Below are 21798 nucleotides of genomic sequence, written 5' to 3'. Positions count from 1 at the left end.
ATTAAAATATATTTTTTAAAGATGCCCAAAACCTTCTTCTTGTTAATACTGAGGGTCTTGTAAAGAATGCCTTGAACAAATATTGTAAAACTTCTATTCTATATTTCTTGGTAATTGCCAAATGCAGGGCAATATAGGTATAAGCCTCTGATTTAAAAAAACTTTTAAAAGAATGATATTTCTGATTGGAAGCACTATCTGCAAAAAGATGTTTTAAAAATACTTCTTGACGAGCAATGAGTTTATCTTTGTTGATAGATAAAACACTTCTTGCATCATGGTTAATGATAGTAGAAGTGATGGTATTATCATAACGAATAGGATAAAGGCTTGCCATTCTAAGCCACAGCTCATAGTCTTCTGATGCTGAAAGAACTCTATCTTCTACAAATGGATGTTTGAGAATAATGTCTTTTCTAATAAAAACTCCGTTACAACTCAAAATATTTCCTTTGATAAGCCTTTCATTCAGTGTATCTCCACTTAGATTATCAACTTTTCTTTCTAAAACACCTTCAGGTGTTTTGTAGTCGTAGCCTAAATGAAAAATTTCGGGTTGATGGTTTTTCTGAATGAAATGATAAGCTACTTCAAGGTGATTGGGATATGACCAGTCATCGGAATCGAAAAAATTAATGTATTCGCCTTTGGCTAATCTGGCTCCTGTATTACGAGCGACAGCTCTTTCTTCATTCTCTTTTTTGTGATAAATAACACCTTTCTCTATCCAAGGTTTCATGACTTCCTCTGTATTGTCAGTACTTCCATCATCTACTACTATAATCTCAAAATTTTCGTAAGATTGATTTAACAAAGATTCAACGGTTTTTGGCAATAAACCAGCACGATTGTATGTAGGTACAATAATAGAAAAAAAAATATTGCTCATAATCTGATGTATAACAAAAAAGATTTTATTTAGAAAGATACAAATTAGATAATAGATGAATCATGATGCTTAAATCAAATAAACTGCTTATACTTTTTTGAGTATTGGATTGTATGTTTTTTTGAAGAGCTTTATCATTTAAAAGTCTAAAAATAGATGTTGAAATGGCATTAGAATCTTGATAATTTACAACCAAGGCGTTTTGTTCGTGTTGAATAAATTCATTAGCTACACCCGATAAGGTAAATACACTTGGAATATTACTTGCAAGTGCTTCCACATAAGTTTGTCCAAAGGCTTCTACTTCAGCATTAATGGGAGTATGGACATAAACATCAAAAGTTTTATACAAGGCTGTTAAATCTTGCTCAAAACGGATTTCAGTATAATGAGAGGATGGTATATCTGCCAATAATTGTCTGATTTCCTGAGTATAATCTCCATGAGCATTTGCCAAAACCAAATGAGCATGAGGATATTGATTTAAAAGACTCTTAAAAGCAGGAATGATATATTGTATGCCTTTCCAGTGAGTCCAGCGTGCAATGATACCTACAACAGGGTATTTCTCATCCAAATTATATTTTTGTTTTAAATGTAGTATTTTTTCAGGAGGAACATCTCTAAAAAGTTCTAACTTGAATCCATGATGAATCAAGTGTACTTTTTTGATTGGTACACCTTCTTTCTGAACCAAAACGTTTTGTACATTTTGGCTGATGGCTACAATATCAGTAGCCAAACTATTGATGAACTTATCGTAATAGACTGCTCTGGGAAAATACTCGTGATGAAACGTAGAATAATGACGAGTAAATATACGGTTCTTTATACCCAAAGATTTTGCAACTAATAATCCTATAAGACTAGCATCAAATAAATGGCAATGAACAACTTGTGTTTTAAGTTTCTTTAAAATAGACCTAACTTTCCAAAAAGATGACCATAATTGTTTTTTACCTGCATAATGAACATAAAAGACAGGAAAATTTCTCTCTTTTAACCAATTTTCTAAAAAACACCCTTGATTTTTATTAAGTAAAATAAAACTTAGTTGAAATTTTTGCTGATCTAACTCTTGTGCAATCCATTCAAAAGCAAGGGCTTTATCTATATCAGAAATAATATAAGTGATGTTAATTCTTTTGTCTTGCATATACAATAAATTCTACCTAATATAATCGCTTGTCATCTCTCTACATTCCTTAATTTTCTTTTTTAGGCGTTTACGCCAAAAAAAACCATTCTTAAAAAAAGCTCTAATGTAGCTATTAAGATTTGTACCCAAAAAATGCTTCAACTTCATGCCAAAACCAATATCTTTAGGAATAATGATGAATTCAATACCCATTTTTTGAGCAGCAACTTCTGCACAACGATTTCCATACAAAGCATCTTTCGTTTCTCTGATATGGATTTGAATATAATGAGAACCTGAATCTCTCACAACAATAGCATCTTTTCCAACAATTTTCCACTCATTCTCTTGTCCTGTTACATTGGATTTTTCTTTAATAACTTTGACTTGAGCAAAAGCATGATGTGAAATCAACAAAAATAATATCAGTTGTATAAATTTCATGGACAAATTTAAGCTTCTAAAAATATATATTGTTCAAAGTTACAATATTCTTGTAAAATTTGCTTCTTTATTACATAAAAAACATCTCAAATAGTGTAGAGTATTTGTAGCAATATAGTTTAAATAAAAAATCATTTTTATTCTTGAGGTATCTTTAAAAATGATTAATTTCGCTTGATTTTTTACTCAAATACAATAATAAAATACTGAATTTCAGAAGCAAAAATAAAAGTAAAAAAATAAGTTTCTATAATTTATAAACCATTTTTTTTTACAAAATGTTGAATTCAGACAAGAGTCTCAAAATATATTTAAGTTTATGACACAAGCCGAACTCCTTCGTAGTAGTGAGCCATTGCTCCAAGAAACCAAAAACCGATTTGTGCTTTTCCCCATCGAACACCACGATGTATGGCAAATGTACAAAAAAGCAGAAGCAAGTTTCTGGACAGCCGAAGAAATAGACCTCTCTCAGGATCAAAAACACTGGGAAAGTCTAAATGATGGTGAAAGGCATTTTATCTCTCATGTACTTGCTTTTTTTGCAGCAAGTGATGGTATTGTCAATGAAAACTTGGCAATCAATTTCATCAATGAGGTACAAATAGCAGAAGCCAAATGTTTTTATGGCTTTCAAATCATGATGGAAAATATCCATTCAGAAACATACTCATTACTCATAGATACCTATATCAAAGATGGCAAACAAAAAGATTTCTTATTAAATGCTATTCATAATATCCCATGTGTAACTAAAAAAGCAGATTGGGCTTTGCGTTGGATAGAACAAGGGAATTTTATTGAAAGACTTATCTCTTTTGCTGCTGTTGAAGGAATCTTCTTTTCAGGTAGTTTTTGTTCAATTTTTTGGCTCAAACAAAGAGGCTTAATGCCAGGACTTACATTCTCTAATGAATTGATTTCCAGAGATGAAGGTCTGCACTGTGACTTTGCTTGTATGTTGTATAACAAATATGTTGTTAATAAAATATCAGAAGAAAAAGTTTTTGAAATTATCACAGATGCTGTAAAAATAGAACAAGAGTTTGTTACAGACTCTCTTCCAGTAGATTTGATAGGCATGAACTCTCGATTGATGAACCAATACATTGAATTTGTGGCTGATAGATTACTGATTTCTTTGGGTTATAACAAATATTATAAAGTTGAAAACCCTTTCCCTTTCATGGAAATGATTTCTTTGCAAGGGAAAACCAATTTCTTTGAAAAAAGAGTTGCTGAATACCAAAAATCAGGAGTAATGGCAGGTAAAGATGACCAAAAATTCAGCTTAAACGAAGATTTCTAATTGTTCATGTTTGTTTAATGATAAATAAAAACGTACAAGATTATCATTCTTGTACGTTTTTTGCTTTTTATAAAATACTTCCTAAATTTAAGCCTGCAAATACCCATTAGCTCATGAAATCATCTATACTACCATCCTTATTTCTATTTGTATCTTTTGTACAAGCTCAAAAAATACATGAAAAAACTATTTTAGAGCAGAATACTATTCGTTTTGTAGAAAACAAACATCAGTGGAACGATTCTGTTTTATACAGAGCCGATTTGCCAAGTGGCTTCTTATTTGCCTATCAAAACTCTCTCCAATACAGTTTTTATGATGGTAAAGCCTTAGATTACTTTAAACACAAAGAACTTCATAAGGAAAAAGATGAGCATAAGCATGAAGCCATGAATGCTCATAGTTTTATAATAGATTTTGTAAAATCTAATCCCAAAACAAAGATTCATCCTAAAAAAATAACACCTGAAAAGGCTACTTATCTATTAGGCAATGACCCCAAAAAATGGGCAGAAAATGTAAGCCATTATGAAGAACTTTATTATGAAAATCTTTATGATGATATTGACTACCATATTTTCTCGAAAGGTAATTCTTTGAAATACGAATTTATAGTGGCCCCCGAAGCTGATGCCCGAAAAATAAAGATGAATATCAAACATGCTTCTGCTGTGGAGTTATTGCCTGATGGGACACTTGAAATCAAGACAATCGTGGGTAGTATTTACGAAAAACGCCCTTATAGTTATCAAATTATCAATAATCAAAAAATAGAAATTCCTACAGAATTTATTCTAAAGAAAAATCAGTTAAGCTTTTATTTTCCAAAAGGTTATGATAATAAATACCCACTGATTATAGACCCTGAACTCATTTTTTCCACGTATTCTGGTGGACGTTCAGACAATTGGGCTACCACAGCAACTCCTGATAATCAGGGAAGACTGTATTCAGGTGGGACTACTTATGGTACAGATTTTCCAAGATTTACAGGGCCTATTCGTATTGGAGGAGGTGGGGTGAATAGTAGTGGAAATCCTTTGGTAAGTGATGTAGTAATATATCGCTACAAAGCTGATGGAACAGTTTTAGAGCAACTCATTTTTATAGGAGGAGCAGGTTCAGAAGTGCCTCATAGTTTGGTCGTAGATAAAGACAATCGTTTATTAATTTTTGGAACGACTTCTTCAGGCAATTTCCCTTTCAATTTTGGACAAACTTTTCAAGGTGGCTCTAGTGTGGAAATTCTTGGAAATAATTATGCAAATGGTAGTGATATATTCGTAATGAAGCTCAATGCCAATGGAACGCTTAACCGTTCAAGATTTATAGGTGGAACAGGTAATGATGGAGTAAAACCAGTAGGTTCAGGAACTTTTATTCATAACTATGGTGATGAATTGAGAGGTGATATTTATACAGATGGAGATAAAAACGTATATATCGCCTCAACAACTCGCTCCAACACTATTACAGGAATAACGGGTAGTATTACTGGTGTGCAAGATGGAATTGTTATCAAAATGGATGAAAATCTAAATATTATTTGGGGTAACTATTTTGGAGGAAGTGGGTTAGACTTTGCACTTTCTATCAAGACAAATAATGTAAATGATGTGTATGTTGGAGGAGGCACTACAAGCTCAAGCCTGCCCAATACAACAGGAACATTGAATCCGACAGCAAGAGGTAACGATGATGGTTTTATTGCTATATATTCTCCATCAGGTGTTTTACAGAAATCTACTTATTTGGGTACAAGTGCTGCTGATGTCGCATTTTTCATAGATTTAGATGCTGACCAAGAAGTCTATGCCTTTGGACAAACATTTGGTAATTATCCAGTTTCTTCGGGTGTCTATAACAACCCTAATAGTGGGCAATTTATTCACAAAATCAGCCCCGACTTAACTACAAGTCGTTGGAGTACCCGAATTGGTTCAGGAGATGGAGCTCCAGATTTTTCGCCTACTGCTTTCTTAGTGGTTACAGATAACAATTGTGGCAATATTTATATTGCAGGCTGGGGAGGTAATACCAATTCAACTTCGGGAGGAAATAACTCCTCGAGTGATACCCGAAACCTGCCTACAACAGCCAATGCTTACAGGCGTACAACCGTAAATGGGAGTGATTTTTACTTGGCAGTCTTCAAAAAAGATATGCAAAGTCTAATCTATGGAACATTTTTCGGAGAAAACGCTTCTTCAGAAAGAGGCGACCATGTGGATGGAGGAACAAGCCGTTTTTCTAAAGATGGAACAATATATCATGCTGTATGTGCTTCTTGTGGTGATACGAATGGCTTTCCAACAACTCCAGGGGCTTGGTCTAATACCAATAATAGTATGAATTGCAATAATGCAGCTTTTAAGTTCTCTTTTGATTTGAGTGTGGCATTTCAAGCTCAAGACCCCAAAAATGACTTTGCTGTCATAGCACCTGATAGTGTGGTTTGTGTAGATAGAGTATTTTTTAAGAATTTCTCTGTGGGAGCAGAAAGTTTCTTATGGCAAATATTTAACCAATCAGGACAGCAGATTGTGAATCAAAATACACAAAAAGACTTTTTTTACGATTTCAGAGCATCAGGAATTTATACTATTACGCTTACAGTATTTAGTAGTTCGGCTTGTAAATCGCCACTAGTTACTACTCAAAAGCTCGATTTAACCATGCCAGGGTTTATTTTGGAAGATAGTCTTTCTGTATGTCAGGGAGGGAGCGTTCAACTTTCTACGAGTGGAGCAGTTACATACCAATGGACACCAAGTACTTATCTCAATAATCCAAATATCCCCAATCCTATTTGTACACCCGAAGAGGATATTGTTTATACACTTGTTTTGAAAAATGATAGTTGTACAGCTACTCGGAAGATAAAAGTAAAAGTGGATAAACTGCCCCTTTTAGAGTATGAAACCAAACTTATCAAAGATTGTTTTAGTCCATACAGTATCAGAATGAAACTCAATGTTCCTGATAGCTTACTTTTAGAAATATTAGATGAAAATGTAACATGGACTATCAGTAATGGAACAGTTTTACAGGGTATTGCACCACCTATCTATACATTCCCAAATGCAGGTCAATCTTATACTATTACATTAAATTATAAAGGGAGTAAATGTCAAGTAACCCAACAGCGAGTCATAGAAGTACCACCACTTGATATACCTGCCAATATCATTACTCCCAACGATGACAATATCAATGAAACATTTGAAATTGCAGAAAAAGGCTCTAAGCTCGAAGTTTGGAATAGATGGGGGAAACGTATATATAAAACGAGTAACTATCAAAACGAGTGGGGAAACCAAAAAGAAATTGTAGCAGGCTTGTATTACTATTCATTTGAAACCCCCTCAGGAGCAAAATGTAAGGGGTGGATACAGGTCATGAAATAAATTTAATAAAAATTTAACATATTTTTTAGGTAATTGAAAAACAATTCAAAAGTTTTTCTGTTATACTTGCATTACTTTTAATCTATTAAAAATTAAACTCAAACATGAAAGCAAACAAAATGTTAGTAGCTGCTATGATGGCAGGTGCCGTAGCGTTCACAGCTTGTGATAACAAAGGTGGTCAGGATGCTGACAAAGCAAAAGCAGATTCTTTAGCAAAAAAGACAACAGAGGATTCTTTAGCAAAAGTAGAAGCTGATAAAAAAGCTGCTGAAGCTAACAAACCTAAATCTGTTGTAGATGTAGCAATGGCTGATACCACTAACTTTGGTACATTGGTGACTGCTGTAAAAGCTGCTGATTTAGTAGGTGCTTTAAGCAATGCTTCTGATAGCATCACTGTATTTGCTCCAACCAACGCTGCATTTGCTGCTGTGGATAAAAAAGCTTTGGCTGACCTTTTAAAACCTGAAAACAAAGCTAAATTGGCTGATGTTTTGAAATTCCACGTTGTAAAAGGTACTATCAAATCTTCAGACATTAAAGATGGCGTTACTGAAGTTACAACTCTACAAGGTAAAAAATTGAAAGTAGAGAAAAAAGACGGAAAAGTAACCGTAAACGGTGCTAACGTAACTACTGCTGATGTAGCAGCTGGTAGTGGTGTAGTTCACGTGATTGATAAAGTAGTGATGCCATAATCACAAAAAAATATAAACATAAAAAAAGGAGAGACTATAAAGTCTCTCCTTTTTTTATGCTTAGATCTCAAAAAAGTGTATTTTCAAGGTACTATCACAAATATTTTAAACTTTTATAAAAAATATTTTAATTACGCAATTTGAATGCGTAATTATGTATTTGTTTTGTATCAGTTAAGACAACAAAAGAATAGAAAATATTGAAATGAAAAATATAGAGTTATTAAATCAGATGCTTGAAGCAGGTTATTTGGAGGTACAACGCCACCCTGAACACAATTTGTATATCTATAATTACTCACCAACAGTTCAGTACGAAAGAGTTTGGAATGAAGTAACACTTGCTTGCAGAGGTTTAATCTTGAACGAAAACTATGAAATAGTAGCTCGTCCTTTCGGTAAGTTTTTTAATCTTGGGGAGCAAGAAAACCAAGTGTTACCAAACGAGCCTTTTGAAGTATTTGAAAAAATGGATGGTTCTTTGGGTATTTTGTACTGGATAGAAGATAAGCCTTTTATGGCATCAAGAGGGTCGTTTGCAAGTGAGCAATCAGATAAAGCCAACGAACTTTTATACTCCAAATACAAACACGCTTTGAATAAATTAGAAAAAGGTAAAACTTACTTGTTTGAGATTATTTATCCTCAGAACCGAATTGTGGTAGATTATGGAGATATGGAAGAATTGGTGCTTTTGGCAATTATTGATAATGAAACTGGTTTAGATTTGCCTTTGGAGGCTATTGGTTTCCCGATTGTAAAGAAATATCATGGAATTAAAGATATAACGACACTCAAAGAATTGGAAGAAGTAAACAAAGAGGGTTTTGTGGTGAAATTTGCAAACGGCTTGCGTTATAAAATTAAGTTTGAGGAATATTTGCGTTTGCACCGATTGGTTACACGAGTTTCAACGATTAATATTTGGGAGTACATGAAAGAAAACCAGTCGTTTGATGAAATTTTAGACCGAGTGCCAGATGAATTCTACGATTGGGTGAAGAAAACAGTGGACGAATTAAATACTTCCTTCAAAGAAATTGAAAATCAGTGTTTGAAAGACTTTAAAGTATTGGAGTCTCGTAAAGAAACTGCCTTGTACTTTATGACTTGTAAATATCCTTCTGTTTTGTTTTCGATGCTTGATAAAAACAATTATGCACCGATTATCTGGAAAATGATTCGTCCAGAGTTTCAAAAGGCTTTTGCTCTCAATATTTACGAATAAAAAACTATGAATATTCACTTTAAAAATACTGAATTATTAGAAACGCTTCAAAAAGCGACACTTGTAGAAATAGAAGTAGGTTCTGCTTTGTATGGTGTAAAAAACGCTGATAGCGACACAGATATGTTGTGTATTTATGTGCCAAGCTATAACAAACAACACAGCTTTCTCGATTTACACCATACTTTGCAGTATAAAGATGAAGCGAGTAACACAGATTATATTTTTGAAGATCTTTATACATTCATCCAAAATATTCTCTCTGGCGATTCGAGTGTTTATTTTGAGTCTTTGCACACCGAAACACTCAAAAACTCTGTGTTGGGATATTTGTATGAAAACCGAACAAATTTCTATAATTATAACATAGTCAAAGCTTATGCAGGTTTTTGTAAAAGAGATAGAAAATACTTGATTCCTTCTATTTTGGAAAGAGAACAAGCCAAAAGGCTTTTGCATATAGATAGAGGCGTTTTGTTTGCAGAAGGAATTTTAAAAAAAGATTTACAAATCAATCATCCGCAAATTAAAGAGCGATTGGAGTATTTTAAAACTTTAAATTTTAAAGAGAAAGCCAGTGAAGCAGACATTCTGCTTGAAAAAGCCGAAAATATACGTAAACAAGTAACTCAAATGCTCGAACAGAAAAAGATTTGCAGGGTGATGGAGACACAAGAACAGAAAAAACTCGATAATTTCTTGTGTGAGCTTTCAAAAACAAAGATTTACCTATCTAAACAAACTGAATACATGGATTTGGAACTGTTTTATGAGGCAATGGAGAATGGAGTAAATTATTAGATTTAGGAAAAGAGAGAAGAGAGAAAAGAAAAAGGACGATTATCAATGTTCAATGATGCTTGTCCACTATTAAATGTTCAATGATAAATGTTAATTGTAAAATGAAAAAAGTAATTATTATGCGTGGATTGCCAGGGAGTGGAAAATCTACTTATGCGAAAAATTTGGTGGCTCAAAACCCTAATTCATATAAAAGAATAAACCGAGATGATTTGAGAATGATGTTTGATAACGGTTATACAAGCAAAGGAAACGAAAAATTTATCAAACAGGTGCGTGATATGCTGATTATAAAAGCGTTGGAAGATGGAAAACATGTAATTGTAGATGATACCAACCTTTCTGAAAAGAATATTGTTCGTATCAATCAGCTGGTGCAGGAGTTTAACAAGAAAAACAACGATTCTGTAAAAGTAGAAGTGAAAGATATGGAGGTTTATTTGGAACAATGTATCGAAAATGATAGCAAACGAGAAGGAAAAGCCAAAGTAGGAGAGAAAGTGATTCGTGAGATGTATCGAAATTTCATCAAAGATGAAACTCGTTATGCTGTGCAAAATGAGGCTTTGCCGAAGGCAATTATCTGCGATTTGGATGGAACGCTTTGCTTAATGCAAGACCGAGACCCTTATAATGCAAGCACTTGCGATAAAGATTTGCCCAACAAGCCTGTATTGGGTGTATTGAAAGAGTATGCTAAAAATGGCTATAAAATTCTTTTAATTTCGGCTCGTGAAGACCAATACAAGCCTCAAACGCTTACTTGGCTGGAGCGTTATGGAGTACATTTCGATGAGCTTTTGATGCGTAAAACGGCTGATACCCGAAAAGACTCTATCATTAAAACAGAAATATACAATACTTATATTAAAGACAAATACATGATTGAATTTGTATTGGATGATAGAAACCAAGTGGTATATATGTGGCGAGACGAACTCCGTTTGCCTTGCTTCCAAGTATATTATGGGGATTTTTAAATAATGTAAAGTTGATAAAATAAAGATTGCTTCGGGCTTTACTGCTGTTGGTGGTGTTTTAGCATAGCGACACCACCAACGAACTTCACTTATTTTTCGTTGGTGAAGAACACCAACGAAGGCGAAATAGTTAGTACAATTTGGTATCGAGAGAATAAAAAATACTCAACGGATACTAAAATTTACTCATTTACCTTTAAAATTACATAATCAAGGCAAAAAATAAAAGCCCTCAAAATGATGAGGGCTTTAGATTTTATTATTGACATTGACCAGCAATTCCTTCTGCATTGATTGTAAACTCAGCAGGTGGTTGCGTACAGTCTGTTGTAAATAAAGGAGAAGGAATTTGTGTGTAACTCCTAAAGAAAACTCTTGTGTTCTTTGTACTCAGCGAAGCTGGCAAATTGAAAATAAATACACAATTATTGTTTCCAAACCAAGAAACTCCAATATTTCGATTGGTAATTTGAACAACTGATGTACAAGTAGGCAAACCACTTACTACATCTCCTCGTTGAGCAATAACAACACCCTCAATACATGAAGAAGAGGGTTGAGGCTCATTTTTTTTGCATCCAAAACCTGCGAAAATAAGCATTAAAAGGGCAACGAAGGTAAAAGTATTTTTTCTCATAAGTTATATTAATTTTAGTGATGCCTAAATAAAAAGCTTTAGGCTTGGCTTTCATAAAATTTGAAGTGTGGTATTGATTAACTTCGAGCAATAAATATGCCAAATGAATCATGTTTTATGCTACTAAAAAATTATATAGCTGGATGAATACTTAAAATCACATTACCAATTTTCTTTCCTGAGTGTACATACTGGTATGCTTCTACAACTTGGTCTAAAGAATAGGCTCTATCTATCAGAGGCTTGAATTTTCCTTGTTTGAGCATATCTGAAATATATGCTATACTCGCTTTGATGTTGGAGGGGAAGGGAAATATCACTTTTTTCCCTCCTAAAAATGGTGTAATAAGGGCTAAAAATGGATTTTGAGAGTTTTTGCCCAATTCTGAGGAGATATAAACGCCTTTTGGAGTTAGCAGAGGCTTGCATTTACCAAAAGAGCTTTTTCCAACAGCATCAAATACAAAATCGTAGATTTGGTTATCTTTTGTGAAATCTTCTTGGGTATAATCCATTATTTTATCAACACCCCAAGAACGTACTTGTTCTATGGTATTAGTAGGGCATGTAACAGCCACATACAAGCCCTGAGCCTTTAGAAACTGGGTAGCAGCCGAGCCAATAGCCCCAGAAGCTCCATTGATGAGCACCTTATGGCTGGGATTTAATTTTACTTTATTGAAAAAATTAATTGCATAATGAGCTCCTTCCAAACTGGCTGCTGCCTGCTCAAAACTAATATTTTCAGGAATGATAGCGATAGGCTTGTTTTCGTCAATTGTCATGTATTCGGCTTGTGAGGCAATGCCTGTATCTTCAAATCCAAAAACTTTATCACCTGTTTGAAAGAGTTTTACATTTTTGCCTATGGCTTCTACAACACCTGCAAAGTCAGTGCCTACAATGGGTTGTTTGGGCGTAGGAAGACCTGTAAAAAGCCTGATAATAGAAGGATAACCACTTGTAACAGCACAATCTGTTCTGTTGATGGTAGTGGCATAGACTTTTACTAAAATTTCGTTGTCTTTGGGCGTGGGTTTTTCTACTTCTTTGATGAAAAGAATATCCTCAAATTTTCCGTATTGGGTTCTTACAACTGCTTTCATATATAGATTTAGATTAATCTTTTACAAAATTACAAAGCAGTTTAGGCAATTTCATTGATTTTCGTCAAGAAAGAAGAATAACTATTTAGACATAATTCGTTTGCGAATTCGGCTGAGGGTTTCGGGAGTAATGCCTAAATAGCTTGCCAAGTAGTACTGAGGAACTCTTTCAATCAAATCAGGTCTTGTTTGTAGTAAATTCAGATAGCGTTCTTCAGGGTTGTAAATCATATACATCGCAAGCATTTCTTGATATTTACTTGATTCTTCTTGGGAAGATAAACGGCAAACAGGCTCAAATTTGGTAGCAAGTGGGTGAGAAGCGTCTTCGGGTAGTCCCACAGAAAGATAACAGTCTTCTAAACAAACTAAATAATATTTAGCAGGAGCATTTTTATAAAAACCTTCATACAAACTAATGGGAGTGCCTTCTGTAAAGAAATTGGTAGTTTTTTCCTCACCATCTACAAGATAATATTGTCTGACACAACCTTTGAGTACAAAATAACACCAAGGAGAAATTTGCCCTTCTCTAAGTAAAATATCACCTTTTTTAAAAGAACGAACATCTAAGTTTTCAAGAAGAATGAGAGCATCTTCTTCTGAAACGGTTGTAAATCTTGAAAGATACTGAATGAGTACATGCTCTTTGAGTTTTTCGTCAAGAATAGGCGAGGAGTGTGTTTTCATAGCTTATTGAGATAAAAGCTTATAAAACAATGAGTCTGTATAGATATGATTAATACGTTTATCCAAAGACTCTTTTTTTTGATAAAAAGAATCTACTGGTAACTCTATTTCCGTATCTAGAAATTTAATAAATAAAATATCATACGAGTTTTTCTTTCTTTTGATGGTTTTGGATTGATAGTTTTTAAAGGCGTACTCGTATTGAGCCTTTAATGAGTCTTTGGAATACAATTTTATTAAAATATCATATAATGTCTGAACCAGAGCAGAATTATCAGCAAGACCATTTTCTAGCAGACTTGGTAAAAGAACCTGAATGGCTTTTTGATTTTCATTTAACCCAATATAACATTGAGCATACAATCCTTGTGTATAAATTTCGTCAGTAGCATACTCATTTCCACAAAAATGGTGATAAGGGTATTTTTTCATTAAATCAAGATACTTCAAAGCCTCTTCATAAGACTTGTATTCAATGGCAATAAGAGTTAATTCTTTGGCTGCTTCATGTTTATAGTTTGCGTAAGGCTCAGCCATAATGCCTGAACCCTTACCACCTTTTTCTTGATCATTTGCTTTGCTATTTAGCAAAACCTGAAAAGTATTATTGGCTTCCCAGTTCATTTTTAAATATCGTTCCAATGAACCCTTATTATACAAAGCTCTGTAAATCAATTTTGATTTAGGATATTTTTCTATAAAGGTTTTATATAAATCAAGGGCTTCTTCGTATATGTCATTCTCCAATTCTTTTGCATATTGAAAGGATATACTATCTTTTCCCTGAGTCAAAGCGAGTTCTTCTGGAAGAGTATGTAATAGAACAGCTTTTTCGAAAAGGATTTGAGCTTCTATTTCTGCTTCCGCTTTTTTCTGTCCAAATAATGAAATAAAGGGGAAGCTACAAATGCATATAAATATTAGAATTTTCATAGAAATATACATGAAAGGTATAAACAAATCTACACAAAAAAAGTAGCTATTTCAAGCATAAAGCCCAAAATAGCTATTGTAAATTTTAAAGAAAAACTAAAATTATTTTCCTTTGATAGTTCCCATCTGAATCACATCAAAATCGCTTACCTTTACGTTTCCGAGTTTTTTCAGGTCTGGATTGTTCCATCTTTCATCAGGAACACCCGAAACATACATCGAAGAGCCTACATCAGCCAAAATAAGCCCATGTTTTTTCAAGGCTTTTAAAATCACCTGATTTTGTGGAGAAAATCCAGAAATATCGAAATTTGCTTTAAGTCTTAATTTTGCACCAAAAGGCAATAAATTGTTAGCCTTTGAACCTGAAACTTGGTGTCTTGCAGGGTGTACATAACCCTGATAGATTTTAGAACGAGGAATAGTGAAACGAATAGCATGGTCAATTTCACCTTTTTCTATTTCGTTGTAACGAACTAAACAAGGAAAAATTGGAAGCCCAGCAGCATCAGCAGATGTCCAGCCATCTGTTCTGTATTCTTCAACTTTCAAATTGAATTTGGCAGCAGAAGAAGCAGCCCAACCATTAGAAGTACGGCTTGCATTGTAAAGCTCATACAATACGCCATTATCTGTGTCTACTGTAATTACATGACTATCTCCACTTCCATTACCTTCAATGGGAGCATCAAGAGGAATAGGAAAAGGACCTTGGTCGCTTTCATCGCCATAATCATCATCATAATTGTTGCCTCTAAACGTAACAGGCACTTGAGGTTGCCCGTTGCCTACTACTACAAAAGGAATTCCGATAGGAGCACCTTCCCATAAACCAGACCCAAAATCAGGGAATAAACCTGTCGTTAAACCAATATTGGCAAGAATAACAGAAGAATTGGCGTCAATAGGAGCAGAAGAAATATCTGCATTGAGTGGATGTGAGGCAGGAAAAATAGCAATACTTTCTACATCATTAGTGGGTTGAACGTTTTGTGGTGTAGCAGGAGAATCTTTTTTCTTACAATTCAATAATGCAACTGAAACAAGGAAATAAAGAATGTGATGTTTTTTCATAGGGAAATAAAGTTTTAAGTTGAGATAATCCTATCCAACGAAGTTTTACGGAATAAATTGCCTGATGGTTTTCTTTTCTTGAGCCATAGGGTAATATTCTATGTTTTTGATTTTTTGGTCAAAATCTTCTATTGTAAATTTAATAGGAATATGAGCTTTTCCATAGTCATAGGAAAAACCTTTAACTTTTTGTCCATCTCTCAAACCTGCTTTCCATGCTTCGCTTCCTTCTTTTACACTTATAATAATATTTGATTTTATAGATTCAAATAAGTTAAAACCTGCATCAAATAAGCCTATTTCTTTCATTTCATCTTTTACACCTATAATACTTCCGGATTCTATGGGAATCGAGCCACCTTTTACAATCCAATTGTTATGGATAGGAGAAATATCTTGCCCAATTAGTTTACTGACTACCTCAATAAAATCTTTTTCTGTAATTTCTTGTTGTTTTTTTGACTTTTTGAGTAAAGCAAACATCACATCATCCAAAGAGCGTTGATAATTTGTTTTCTTTTGAATGAGTTGTTCCAAATATAAAGCATATACAAATCCTTTTTTGTAAGGAAAAACTTGATAATCTCTGCTTTTCCAGAAATTATTTCCCAGAGTATCTTTATGAGCATTGATAACAGGAGATAAAGAGTAATCTATGATACACTCATTTACTTTTTCAATGTATTCTTGTTTGGAAATCAGATTGTTTTTCCAAAGAATTTTATAAGTGTAATAATCTGTAAAACCTTCTGTAAGCCAAGCATTTTCTAAATTATTACTTTTAATTTTGATACCCTCTACACCAAGCCATCTGTGGCAATACTCGTGAGCCAAAAGACTTTTGATATAAATATCATTTGGGAACTCTTGTGTCATGGAAAGTAAAAAAGACTGATGCAAGGCAGAACCATTGAAACTGCCTTCGCCCACAAAAGGCATCAGCGTTACAAGATAGTGTGGTTCTTTGTGGTCTTTCCAAAAATTACGTTCTGCTTCAATTACACTTTGGAGCGTTGCAAGTAATTCTTGGTCTTTAAAAAGCCATTTATTCCCTCTGAGGGCAAGAAAAATAGGTTTATTTTTAACCATTGCTTTATGGATTCTGAAATCGCCAGCTACGTATAATGTATTAAGAAAATTATCTGCTGAAATTCTATGTGTACTGATACGTTGCTCACAAGCTAAACTATGAGCAATAGCCCAATTTTGTGGTAAACTTTGCCAGTCAAGTGTTACACGAATTGTCTCTTTTTTTAAATACTCAGGGAAAATATATAAAGCATTGCTTGTCAGGTGTATAAAAGACTTTTGAATAACAGCTCTATAATTTTTTGGATAAATTAAATCTCCTTGCCAATCTTGAATCAAAGCATATTCAATTTCTATTTCTTCCAAAGGTTTATGATTTATCTCAATGATACCTTCCTTTTCTTTATTGATAACCAAACTATTGGGTTTGATACCTTTTACATATTGAATTGCATTGTAGAGCTTTTCTTGGCTACCAAAAGAGGAGGGAAGAGTAAGTGTACTTTTGTTAGTTTTAGGGGCTGTAAACCTAAGATTAACAATGATTTGTGGTGTATTTGTTGTGTCTACTCTGATTTTGTAATACAAACTATTTTGGGTGAAACTTAATTGGGTGTAGAAAATAAATAAAGTGAAAAAGAAATACTTCATAGACTTAAAAAGTAAATAGATACTTCTCATAGACACCTATTCTATTCAAAAAGTTGTGTGGTTCTTAAGGAAAATAAAATTATTTTAGGCAAAAAGCTTAGATTGTTCTCTGATAATCACAGAATTTACCATGTGGGCAACACTTACATCTCCAAAAGTAGCCCATTTGAGCCAGTAAATCTCTTTGAGACGCAGTATTCGCATGATTTCTTTTAAGTTTTTCCCTTGAGCATAAAGACTGCTAACTTCTCCATAAAAATCTTCAAAATATTGTAGTTTTTTTTGAAATAAGGCTTTCCCTTCTTTAAATTGAGGATAATGTCCACAAAAAATCACATCAAAATCGTATTGAAGAATTTTTTTGATAGATTCTATTTGCTCACCCAAATCTTCTCCCTTTCTAAAATATTTAATTTTTGTACTCACAAATAAATCTCCTGCAAAAAGCCAACCTTGTTTGGGTTCAAGAAAAACAGTATGGTCAATGGAATGCCCAGGAGTATAAATAGGTAATAACTTATAATTTTCTGTTTCTATAGTTTCAGGAAATTCAGAAAACTGAATATCAGAAGGATTGATTCGCCCAAACATATATTGTTCATAGGGTAATACTTTGAAACCTTCTTGTATCTTTTTGGCTGTAAAAGGGTGGGCGTAGATAACAGGATTATACTTTTCGTAGAAAAAATCTGTATTGCCAATATGGTCTTCGTGCCAGTGAGTAAGAGCAATTTGTTGAATATTTTTTCCTTCAAATGTTTTTGCTACAATTTTTCTTGCATTGATTTGGGCTGTGTCTATCATCAAACCTTCTAGCCAATAATTGCAGACAGTCATAATGGGCTTACCAATAGGGGCAGAGCCAAATTTGAAGATTTCTACTTTATCAAAAAATTTCTTTTTTACTGTTTGCATTTTTTACAGATTAAAACACAAATATCCATAAAAAAATAAAGACCAACAACCTTTAGGCTATTGGTCTTTATCAAATAAAGTTAAAAGACTATTTTTCTTCTAAAACTTTGGGTTCATCTTCTTCTACTTTTGGCATATCGCTATCAGGAGAGTCCATATCAAAGTCTTTTTCCCAACGTTTACGCTCTTCTTTTCTTACTTGTTCAGACTTCTTAGCCATATCAATCAAAACAAGTAAAGAGTTTTGATTCTTGTCTGTCATGATAATTTCTATTTCTGTTTGACTCTTTTTGTTTTTCATGTTTTTAGCCTTCATGATACCTCCTTCAAAAGGGAAGTTTTTACCATAAACTTTACCAAAACCAGAGTTTTGATATTCTTTAGAAGCGATCCAGCTATCAGACATTCCTTTGCCTACATACATTACAGAAGCAAATTTACCAGACTGGTCTTTGAAGTCACCTTTTAGTTTACTATCACCTTTGTTAATACCATCTTTGATAGAAGCCGTCATGGTTACATAAGCAGCATCATCTTTGATAACCAAGAATCCCGCACCACCAGGAGCTTCATAAACATTATCTTTTTTAATCAAAGCTCCACGAGCTTCTTTAGCATTGATAGCATCTACTACTTTCTCAAAAGCTTTTTTATCTTTAACACCAATAGAAACTACAAATTCAGGCATTTGTCTTCCTTTAGAATCAAAATTTACTTTGCTTACCACACCAATTACATCTCCACTCAATGCTTTAGTGATATCACCTACTGTTAATCCTGATTTTTTTAAATTATCTTCTACAGTACTCAAAACACCTTTGTCTTTTAGAACACTTACTAAACCTTCGATGTTAAGAGAGAAACTAAAACCTGCATCTGCATTTTCAATAGGAATGTTTTTGAAAACACTTGATTTTACATTGTCATTTACAATTTTGCTGTATAGTTTGTTGATATCTTCGTTTCCTGTATAGTCTGCATCCATTACAATTTTACCTTTTTCAAAAGTAAAACCTACATTCATAGAAGTACCTTTGTTATCAATGCCAGCCATGCTCAAAGCCATATTTGCTTGCATGTTGTTTGCAGAAAGTTTATCTAAATTCATCCAAATAGAAGCATCATAACTACTTCCAGCAGCGTCTTTGAAACTATCGTTGCTACTAACCAACGTCTCATCACTTTTCATTTCAAATAATTTCTTTACATCAGTAGTTGTTACATCATCTTTCGTCATGAAAACACCTACTTTACCTTTCCAAGCCATCACAGCATTTTTCTCAAAAATGGCAAATTTAATTTTACCTTCTTCTTTGAACTCAGGCTTTTTGGCATCTTTCATATCTTTCCATGTTGCATCATCTTTGATGAACTTAGTCAATTTTTCCTCATTATCAACTGCAAAAGTAACACCTACAAAACTACCTCTCTTCATATCCACATCATTAGAGAAGACATAAACTTTGTTTAAAAAGTCGATACCTGAATCTAAAAACCTCTTGATATTTTGAGATGCTTTTTCTGCTTCGTTTTCAGAAGCACCCATTTCTTTTAGATTTTCTTTACTAGCGAGTTTGTCAAGAGAAATTGTTTTTCCTGTTAATTGTTTTACATCTAAACGAGCTACAATCGCAGCATCTTTAGGGATAAGTTTGGTGTGCTCAGGAGCATTTTTACCACCACCACAAGCACTGATTAGCAAACTAAGTGTTCCCAAGAAGGCAACATACCATAAATTGCCAAAGGGTTTATAAGTTTTTTGCATAATTTGTAAGGTTTTTTATGCAAAGTAAGTAAGAAATTCAATAAAAAACAAAAAGTCTTTGAGTTATTCGCCAGAAAAACAAAAAATGCAGGCTTTAATAAGTAAGCCTGCATAAACAAATTATAAAATTCAAGATGAACTACCTAAAAACTTCTACTTTTAAACCACTCTTAAAACTCTTATTATGCATAATTTTTATCATAGCCTTGATAAAATCTTCTTCATTTGCTTTGTAAGGGTTTTCTACAAATTTTTGAGGATTGGCAGCAAATAATGGGAAGCAAGTGCTTTGTACTTGTATCATAATTCTGTGTCCTTTTCTGAAAGTATGGAAACAATCTTGCAAACGAACATTGATAGGAGTTGTTTCATCAGCTTTAAGAGCTACAGGTTTCTCAAAACCATTACGGAAACGAGCAGGCATGACTTCACTTCTTACCATTTGATGATAATTGGCAAGCATGATGTTTTGAGGTGTAGTCTCATGATTGGGCTCATTAGCAGGATACACATCAATGAGCTTTACAATAAAATCTGCATCTGTGCCAGTTGTAGAAGCAAATAGTTCAGCCAAGAGTTCTCCACCAATAGTGATATCTTCTGTAAGTATATCTGTTTGGAATGATAAAACATCAGGTCTGTTGGCTGCAAAACGCTGGTCTTCGCTCATGTAGTTACGAGGTGTAAAACCTAACATTTGTCTGAGGTTATCAGAATGAGGAACAGGTTTTTTTGGGTCTGAAACGTAATCTGAAAAATCATTTTCGTTATTAGGTTCATCAAAAGAAAGTTTGCCATTGGCATGAAAATAAAGTTTCTTCTTTTCAGTAGAAGCAGGATATTTGTCAAATTTACGCCATTCTTTTTTGCCAGTATCAAATAAATAAGCTTCTGGTAGATTAGTTTTTCCATCTCCTTTTTCTTTTAAGAAATGTTTGAAAAATTTACTTTCAATTTCTCTTTGATAAAAAGTTGATACACTATCACCAAAATAAATATGGTTGTGCATGTGCTTACCACGTTCTCTTGCCCAATCACCATGCCCAAAAGGACCCATTACCAATGTATTATAATTTTTAGAAGATTTTTCAATGGTTTTATAGATACTTAAAGGTCCGTACAAATCTTCTGCATCAAACCAGCCACCTACTGTCATGACTGCATGATTTACATTTTTAAGATGTGGTAAAAGGTTTCTTTTTTGCCAAAATTCGTCATAATTTGGATGATTCATAGCCTCTTGCCAAAAGAAATTATCTTTATAGTATTTTTCAGCGTTTTTAAGATTAATCAAATCTTTATAAAAAAGCCATCCGTCTGTAGTTTGTGGTCTTATACTTTGGTTTTGATACCAAGCTTTTGTCGTATTTTCAGTCTTTTGAACACCAAAAACAGGATATGCTAAGAAATAACCCAAAACCAAAGCTCCATTATGATGAAAGTCATCAAACCAAAAATCTGCAATTGGAGCTTGTGGTGAGGAGGCTTTTAAGGCAGGATGATTGGCTAAAATGCCTGCTGCTGTATAAAAACCAGGGTACGAAACGCCCCACTGTCCAAATTTTCCATTGTTATTAGGGATGTTTTTGATAAGCCAATCAATTGTATCATAAGTGTCGGAAGCTTCATCTACCTCTGTTTTTTTCTTTTTAGTGGCAAGGTGTGGAGTCATATTCGTCCAAATACCTTCACTCATATATCTGCCTCGTACATCTTGATACACAAAAATATATTTATCTCGCATCAGAAATCTATTAGGTCCCAAACGAGTAGGATAAATATCTTTTCCATAAGGAGCAACACTATAACAAGTACGTTGCATCAGAACAGGGTATTTTTTGTCTTTGGAAGCATCTTTAGGTACATAAACATGAGTAAATAGCTTGATGCCATCTCTCATCGCAATCTGATACTCGTATTTGTCATAATTTTGCCTGATAAATACAGAGTCCTCATTAACTTTGGACTGTGCAAATATTGAAAAGCTGAAAAAAAACGCTAAAAAAAATAAAAAATATTTCATAAGTAAAAGCTTGTTTATGATTTAACAGTATTTAAATAACACAATAAAACGAAAAATTATTATTTTTATTATGTGACG

General features: G+C 33.6%; 17 protein-coding genes and 2 pseudogenes. 6 read left to right on the top strand and 13 right to left on the bottom strand.

The features are described 5' to 3' along the window. Position 1 precedes the first annotated feature (1 nt). The 3 genes from AD998_12755 to AD998_12745 are packed head-to-tail and all read right to left on the bottom strand — an operon-like array spanning position 2 to position 2471. Entirely contained in the window at positions 2-889 is an 888-nt protein-coding gene (locus tag AD998_12755; GenBank protein ID KOY86896.1) for a hypothetical protein, read from the bottom strand. A 25-nt stretch (positions 890-914) separates the two neighbouring features. Further along, positions 915-2045 carry a glycosyl transferase family 1 gene (locus tag AD998_12750; protein KOY86895.1) on the bottom strand — a complete coding sequence of 377 codons (1131 nt, stop codon included), beginning with the start codon at positions 2043-2045 and terminating at the stop codon, positions 915-917. A gap of 12 nt (positions 2046-2057) precedes the next feature. Continuing rightward, positions 2058-2471, bottom strand: coding sequence for a hypothetical protein (locus AD998_12745; protein ID KOY86894.1), 414 nt, complete (start codon positions 2469-2471; stop codon positions 2058-2060). A 319-nt stretch (positions 2472-2790) separates the two neighbouring features. On the opposite strand from AD998_12745, the gene AD998_12740 reads away from it, so the two are divergent. The 6 genes and pseudogenes from AD998_12740 to AD998_12715 all read left to right on the top strand — a co-directional run bounded on the left by AD998_12740 (position 2791) and on the right by AD998_12715 (position 10897). Next, complete coding sequence (locus AD998_12740) at positions 2791-3780, top strand: ribonucleoside-diphosphate reductase (protein KOY86893.1); 990 nt, start codon at positions 2791-2793, stop codon at positions 3778-3780. A gap of 113 nt (positions 3781-3893) precedes the next feature. After that, positions 3894-6680, top strand: a pseudogene (locus tag AD998_12735) (hypothetical protein). An 815-nt stretch (positions 6681-7495) separates the two neighbouring features. After that, a complete protein-coding gene (locus AD998_12730) occupies positions 7496-7888 on the top strand; it encodes a hypothetical protein (protein KOY88192.1) in 393 nt (130 codons plus the stop codon). Positions 7889-8120: 232 nt separating this feature from the next. Beyond that, positions 8121-9116 (top strand): hypothetical protein, encoded by a 996-nt coding sequence (locus AD998_12725; protein ID KOY86892.1) that lies wholly within the window; start codon positions 8121-8123, stop codon positions 9114-9116. 6 nt (positions 9117-9122) lie between these two features. Continuing rightward, positions 9123-9917, top strand: a complete 795-nt coding sequence (locus tag AD998_12720) for a hypothetical protein (protein KOY86891.1) — start codon at positions 9123-9125, stop codon at positions 9915-9917. Positions 9918-10018: 101 nt separating this feature from the next. Next, a complete protein-coding gene (locus AD998_12715; protein ID KOY86890.1) occupies positions 10019-10897 on the top strand; it encodes a polynucleotide kinase in 879 nt (292 codons plus the stop codon). 259 nt (positions 10898-11156) lie between these two features. Here AD998_12715 and AD998_12710 read toward each other — a convergent pair whose 3' ends face one another. From AD998_12710 to AD998_12665, 10 genes and pseudogenes are all read right to left on the bottom strand, one after another. Next, positions 11157-11498 (bottom strand): hypothetical protein, encoded by a 342-nt coding sequence (locus AD998_12710; GenBank protein ID KOY86889.1) that lies wholly within the window; start codon positions 11496-11498, stop codon positions 11157-11159. After that, positions 11461-11646, bottom strand: a complete 186-nt coding sequence (locus tag AD998_12705) for a hypothetical protein (protein KOY86888.1) — start codon at positions 11644-11646, stop codon at positions 11461-11463. The genes AD998_12710 and AD998_12705 overlap by 38 nt, the downstream gene beginning before the upstream one ends. 19 nt (positions 11647-11665) lie before the next feature. After that, on the bottom strand, positions 11666-12640 hold the full coding sequence (locus AD998_12700; protein ID KOY86887.1) for an NADPH:quinone oxidoreductase: 975 nt from the start codon (positions 12638-12640) through the stop codon (positions 11666-11668). A gap of 81 nt (positions 12641-12721) precedes the next feature. Next, positions 12722-13330 (bottom strand): hypothetical protein, encoded by a 609-nt coding sequence (locus AD998_12695; protein KOY86886.1) that lies wholly within the window; start codon positions 13328-13330, stop codon positions 12722-12724. A 3-nt stretch (positions 13331-13333) separates the two neighbouring features. Beyond that, a complete protein-coding gene (locus AD998_12690; GenBank protein KOY88191.1) occupies positions 13334-14263 on the bottom strand; it encodes a hypothetical protein in 930 nt (309 codons plus the stop codon). Positions 14264-14365: 102 nt separating this feature from the next. Further along, the gene (locus AD998_12685; GenBank protein KOY88190.1) at positions 14366-15292 is read right to left on the bottom strand and encodes a hypothetical protein; all 927 of its coding nucleotides are present in this window, start codon (positions 15290-15292) and stop codon (positions 14366-14368) included. A gap of 459 nt (positions 15293-15751) precedes the next feature. Further along, positions 15752-16213, bottom strand: a pseudogene (locus AD998_12680) (hypothetical protein). Positions 16214-17101: 888 nt separating this feature from the next. Then, positions 17102-17932, bottom strand: a complete 831-nt coding sequence (locus AD998_12675; protein ID KOY86885.1) for a hypothetical protein — start codon at positions 17930-17932, stop codon at positions 17102-17104. Positions 17933-18020: 88 nt separating this feature from the next. Further along, a complete protein-coding gene (locus AD998_12670) occupies positions 18021-19697 on the bottom strand; it encodes a hypothetical protein (GenBank protein ID KOY86884.1) in 1677 nt (558 codons plus the stop codon). Positions 19698-19836: 139 nt separating this feature from the next. Next, positions 19837-21720 (bottom strand): X-Pro dipeptidyl-peptidase, encoded by a 1884-nt coding sequence (locus AD998_12665; protein ID KOY86883.1) that lies wholly within the window; start codon positions 21718-21720, stop codon positions 19837-19839. Positions 21721-21798: the final 78 nt, after the last annotated feature.

This window comes from bacterium 336/3 (assembly GCA_001281695.1).
Lineage (GTDB): Bacteria > Bacteroidota > Bacteroidia > Cytophagales > Thermonemataceae > Raineya.
The sequence above is the reverse complement of the archived record's forward strand: the minus strand, read 5'-3'. Positions and strand labels throughout refer to the sequence as shown.

Coding starts and splice junctions, on each gene's coding strand:
- AD998_12755 (KOY86896.1), bottom strand. CDS start 889: ATGAGCAATATTTTTTTTTCTATTATTGTACCTACATACAATCGTGCT.
- AD998_12750 (KOY86895.1), bottom strand. CDS start 2,045: ATGCAAGACAAAAGAATTAACATCACTTATATTATTTCTGATATAGAT.
- AD998_12745 (KOY86894.1), bottom strand. CDS start 2,471: ATGAAATTTATACAACTGATATTATTTTTGTTGATTTCACATCATGCT.
- AD998_12740 (KOY86893.1), top strand. CDS start 2,791: ATGACACAAGCCGAACTCCTTCGTAGTAGTGAGCCATTGCTCCAAGAA.
- AD998_12730 (KOY88192.1), top strand. CDS start 7,496: ATGGCTGATACCACTAACTTTGGTACATTGGTGACTGCTGTAAAAGCT.
- AD998_12725 (KOY86892.1), top strand. CDS start 8,121: ATGCTTGAAGCAGGTTATTTGGAGGTACAACGCCACCCTGAACACAAT.
- AD998_12720 (KOY86891.1), top strand. CDS start 9,123: ATGAATATTCACTTTAAAAATACTGAATTATTAGAAACGCTTCAAAAA.
- AD998_12715 (KOY86890.1), top strand. CDS start 10,019: ATGAAAAAAGTAATTATTATGCGTGGATTGCCAGGGAGTGGAAAATCT.
- AD998_12710 (KOY86889.1), bottom strand. CDS start 11,498: ATGCTTATTTTCGCAGGTTTTGGATGCAAAAAAAATGAGCCTCAACCC.
- AD998_12705 (KOY86888.1), bottom strand. CDS start 11,646: ATGATTCATTTGGCATATTTATTGCTCGAAGTTAATCAATACCACACT.
- AD998_12700 (KOY86887.1), bottom strand. CDS start 12,640: ATGAAAGCAGTTGTAAGAACCCAATACGGAAAATTTGAGGATATTCTT.
- AD998_12695 (KOY86886.1), bottom strand. CDS start 13,330: ATGAAAACACACTCCTCGCCTATTCTTGACGAAAAACTCAAAGAGCAT.
- AD998_12690 (KOY88191.1), bottom strand. CDS start 14,263: ATGAAAATTCTAATATTTATATGCATTTGTAGCTTCCCCTTTATTTCA.
- AD998_12675 (KOY86885.1), bottom strand. CDS start 17,932: ATGCAAACAGTAAAAAAGAAATTTTTTGATAAAGTAGAAATCTTCAAA.
- AD998_12670 (KOY86884.1), bottom strand. CDS start 19,697: ATGCAAAAAACTTATAAACCCTTTGGCAATTTATGGTATGTTGCCTTC.
- AD998_12665 (KOY86883.1), bottom strand. CDS start 21,720: ATGAAATATTTTTTATTTTTTTTAGCGTTTTTTTTCAGCTTTTCAATA.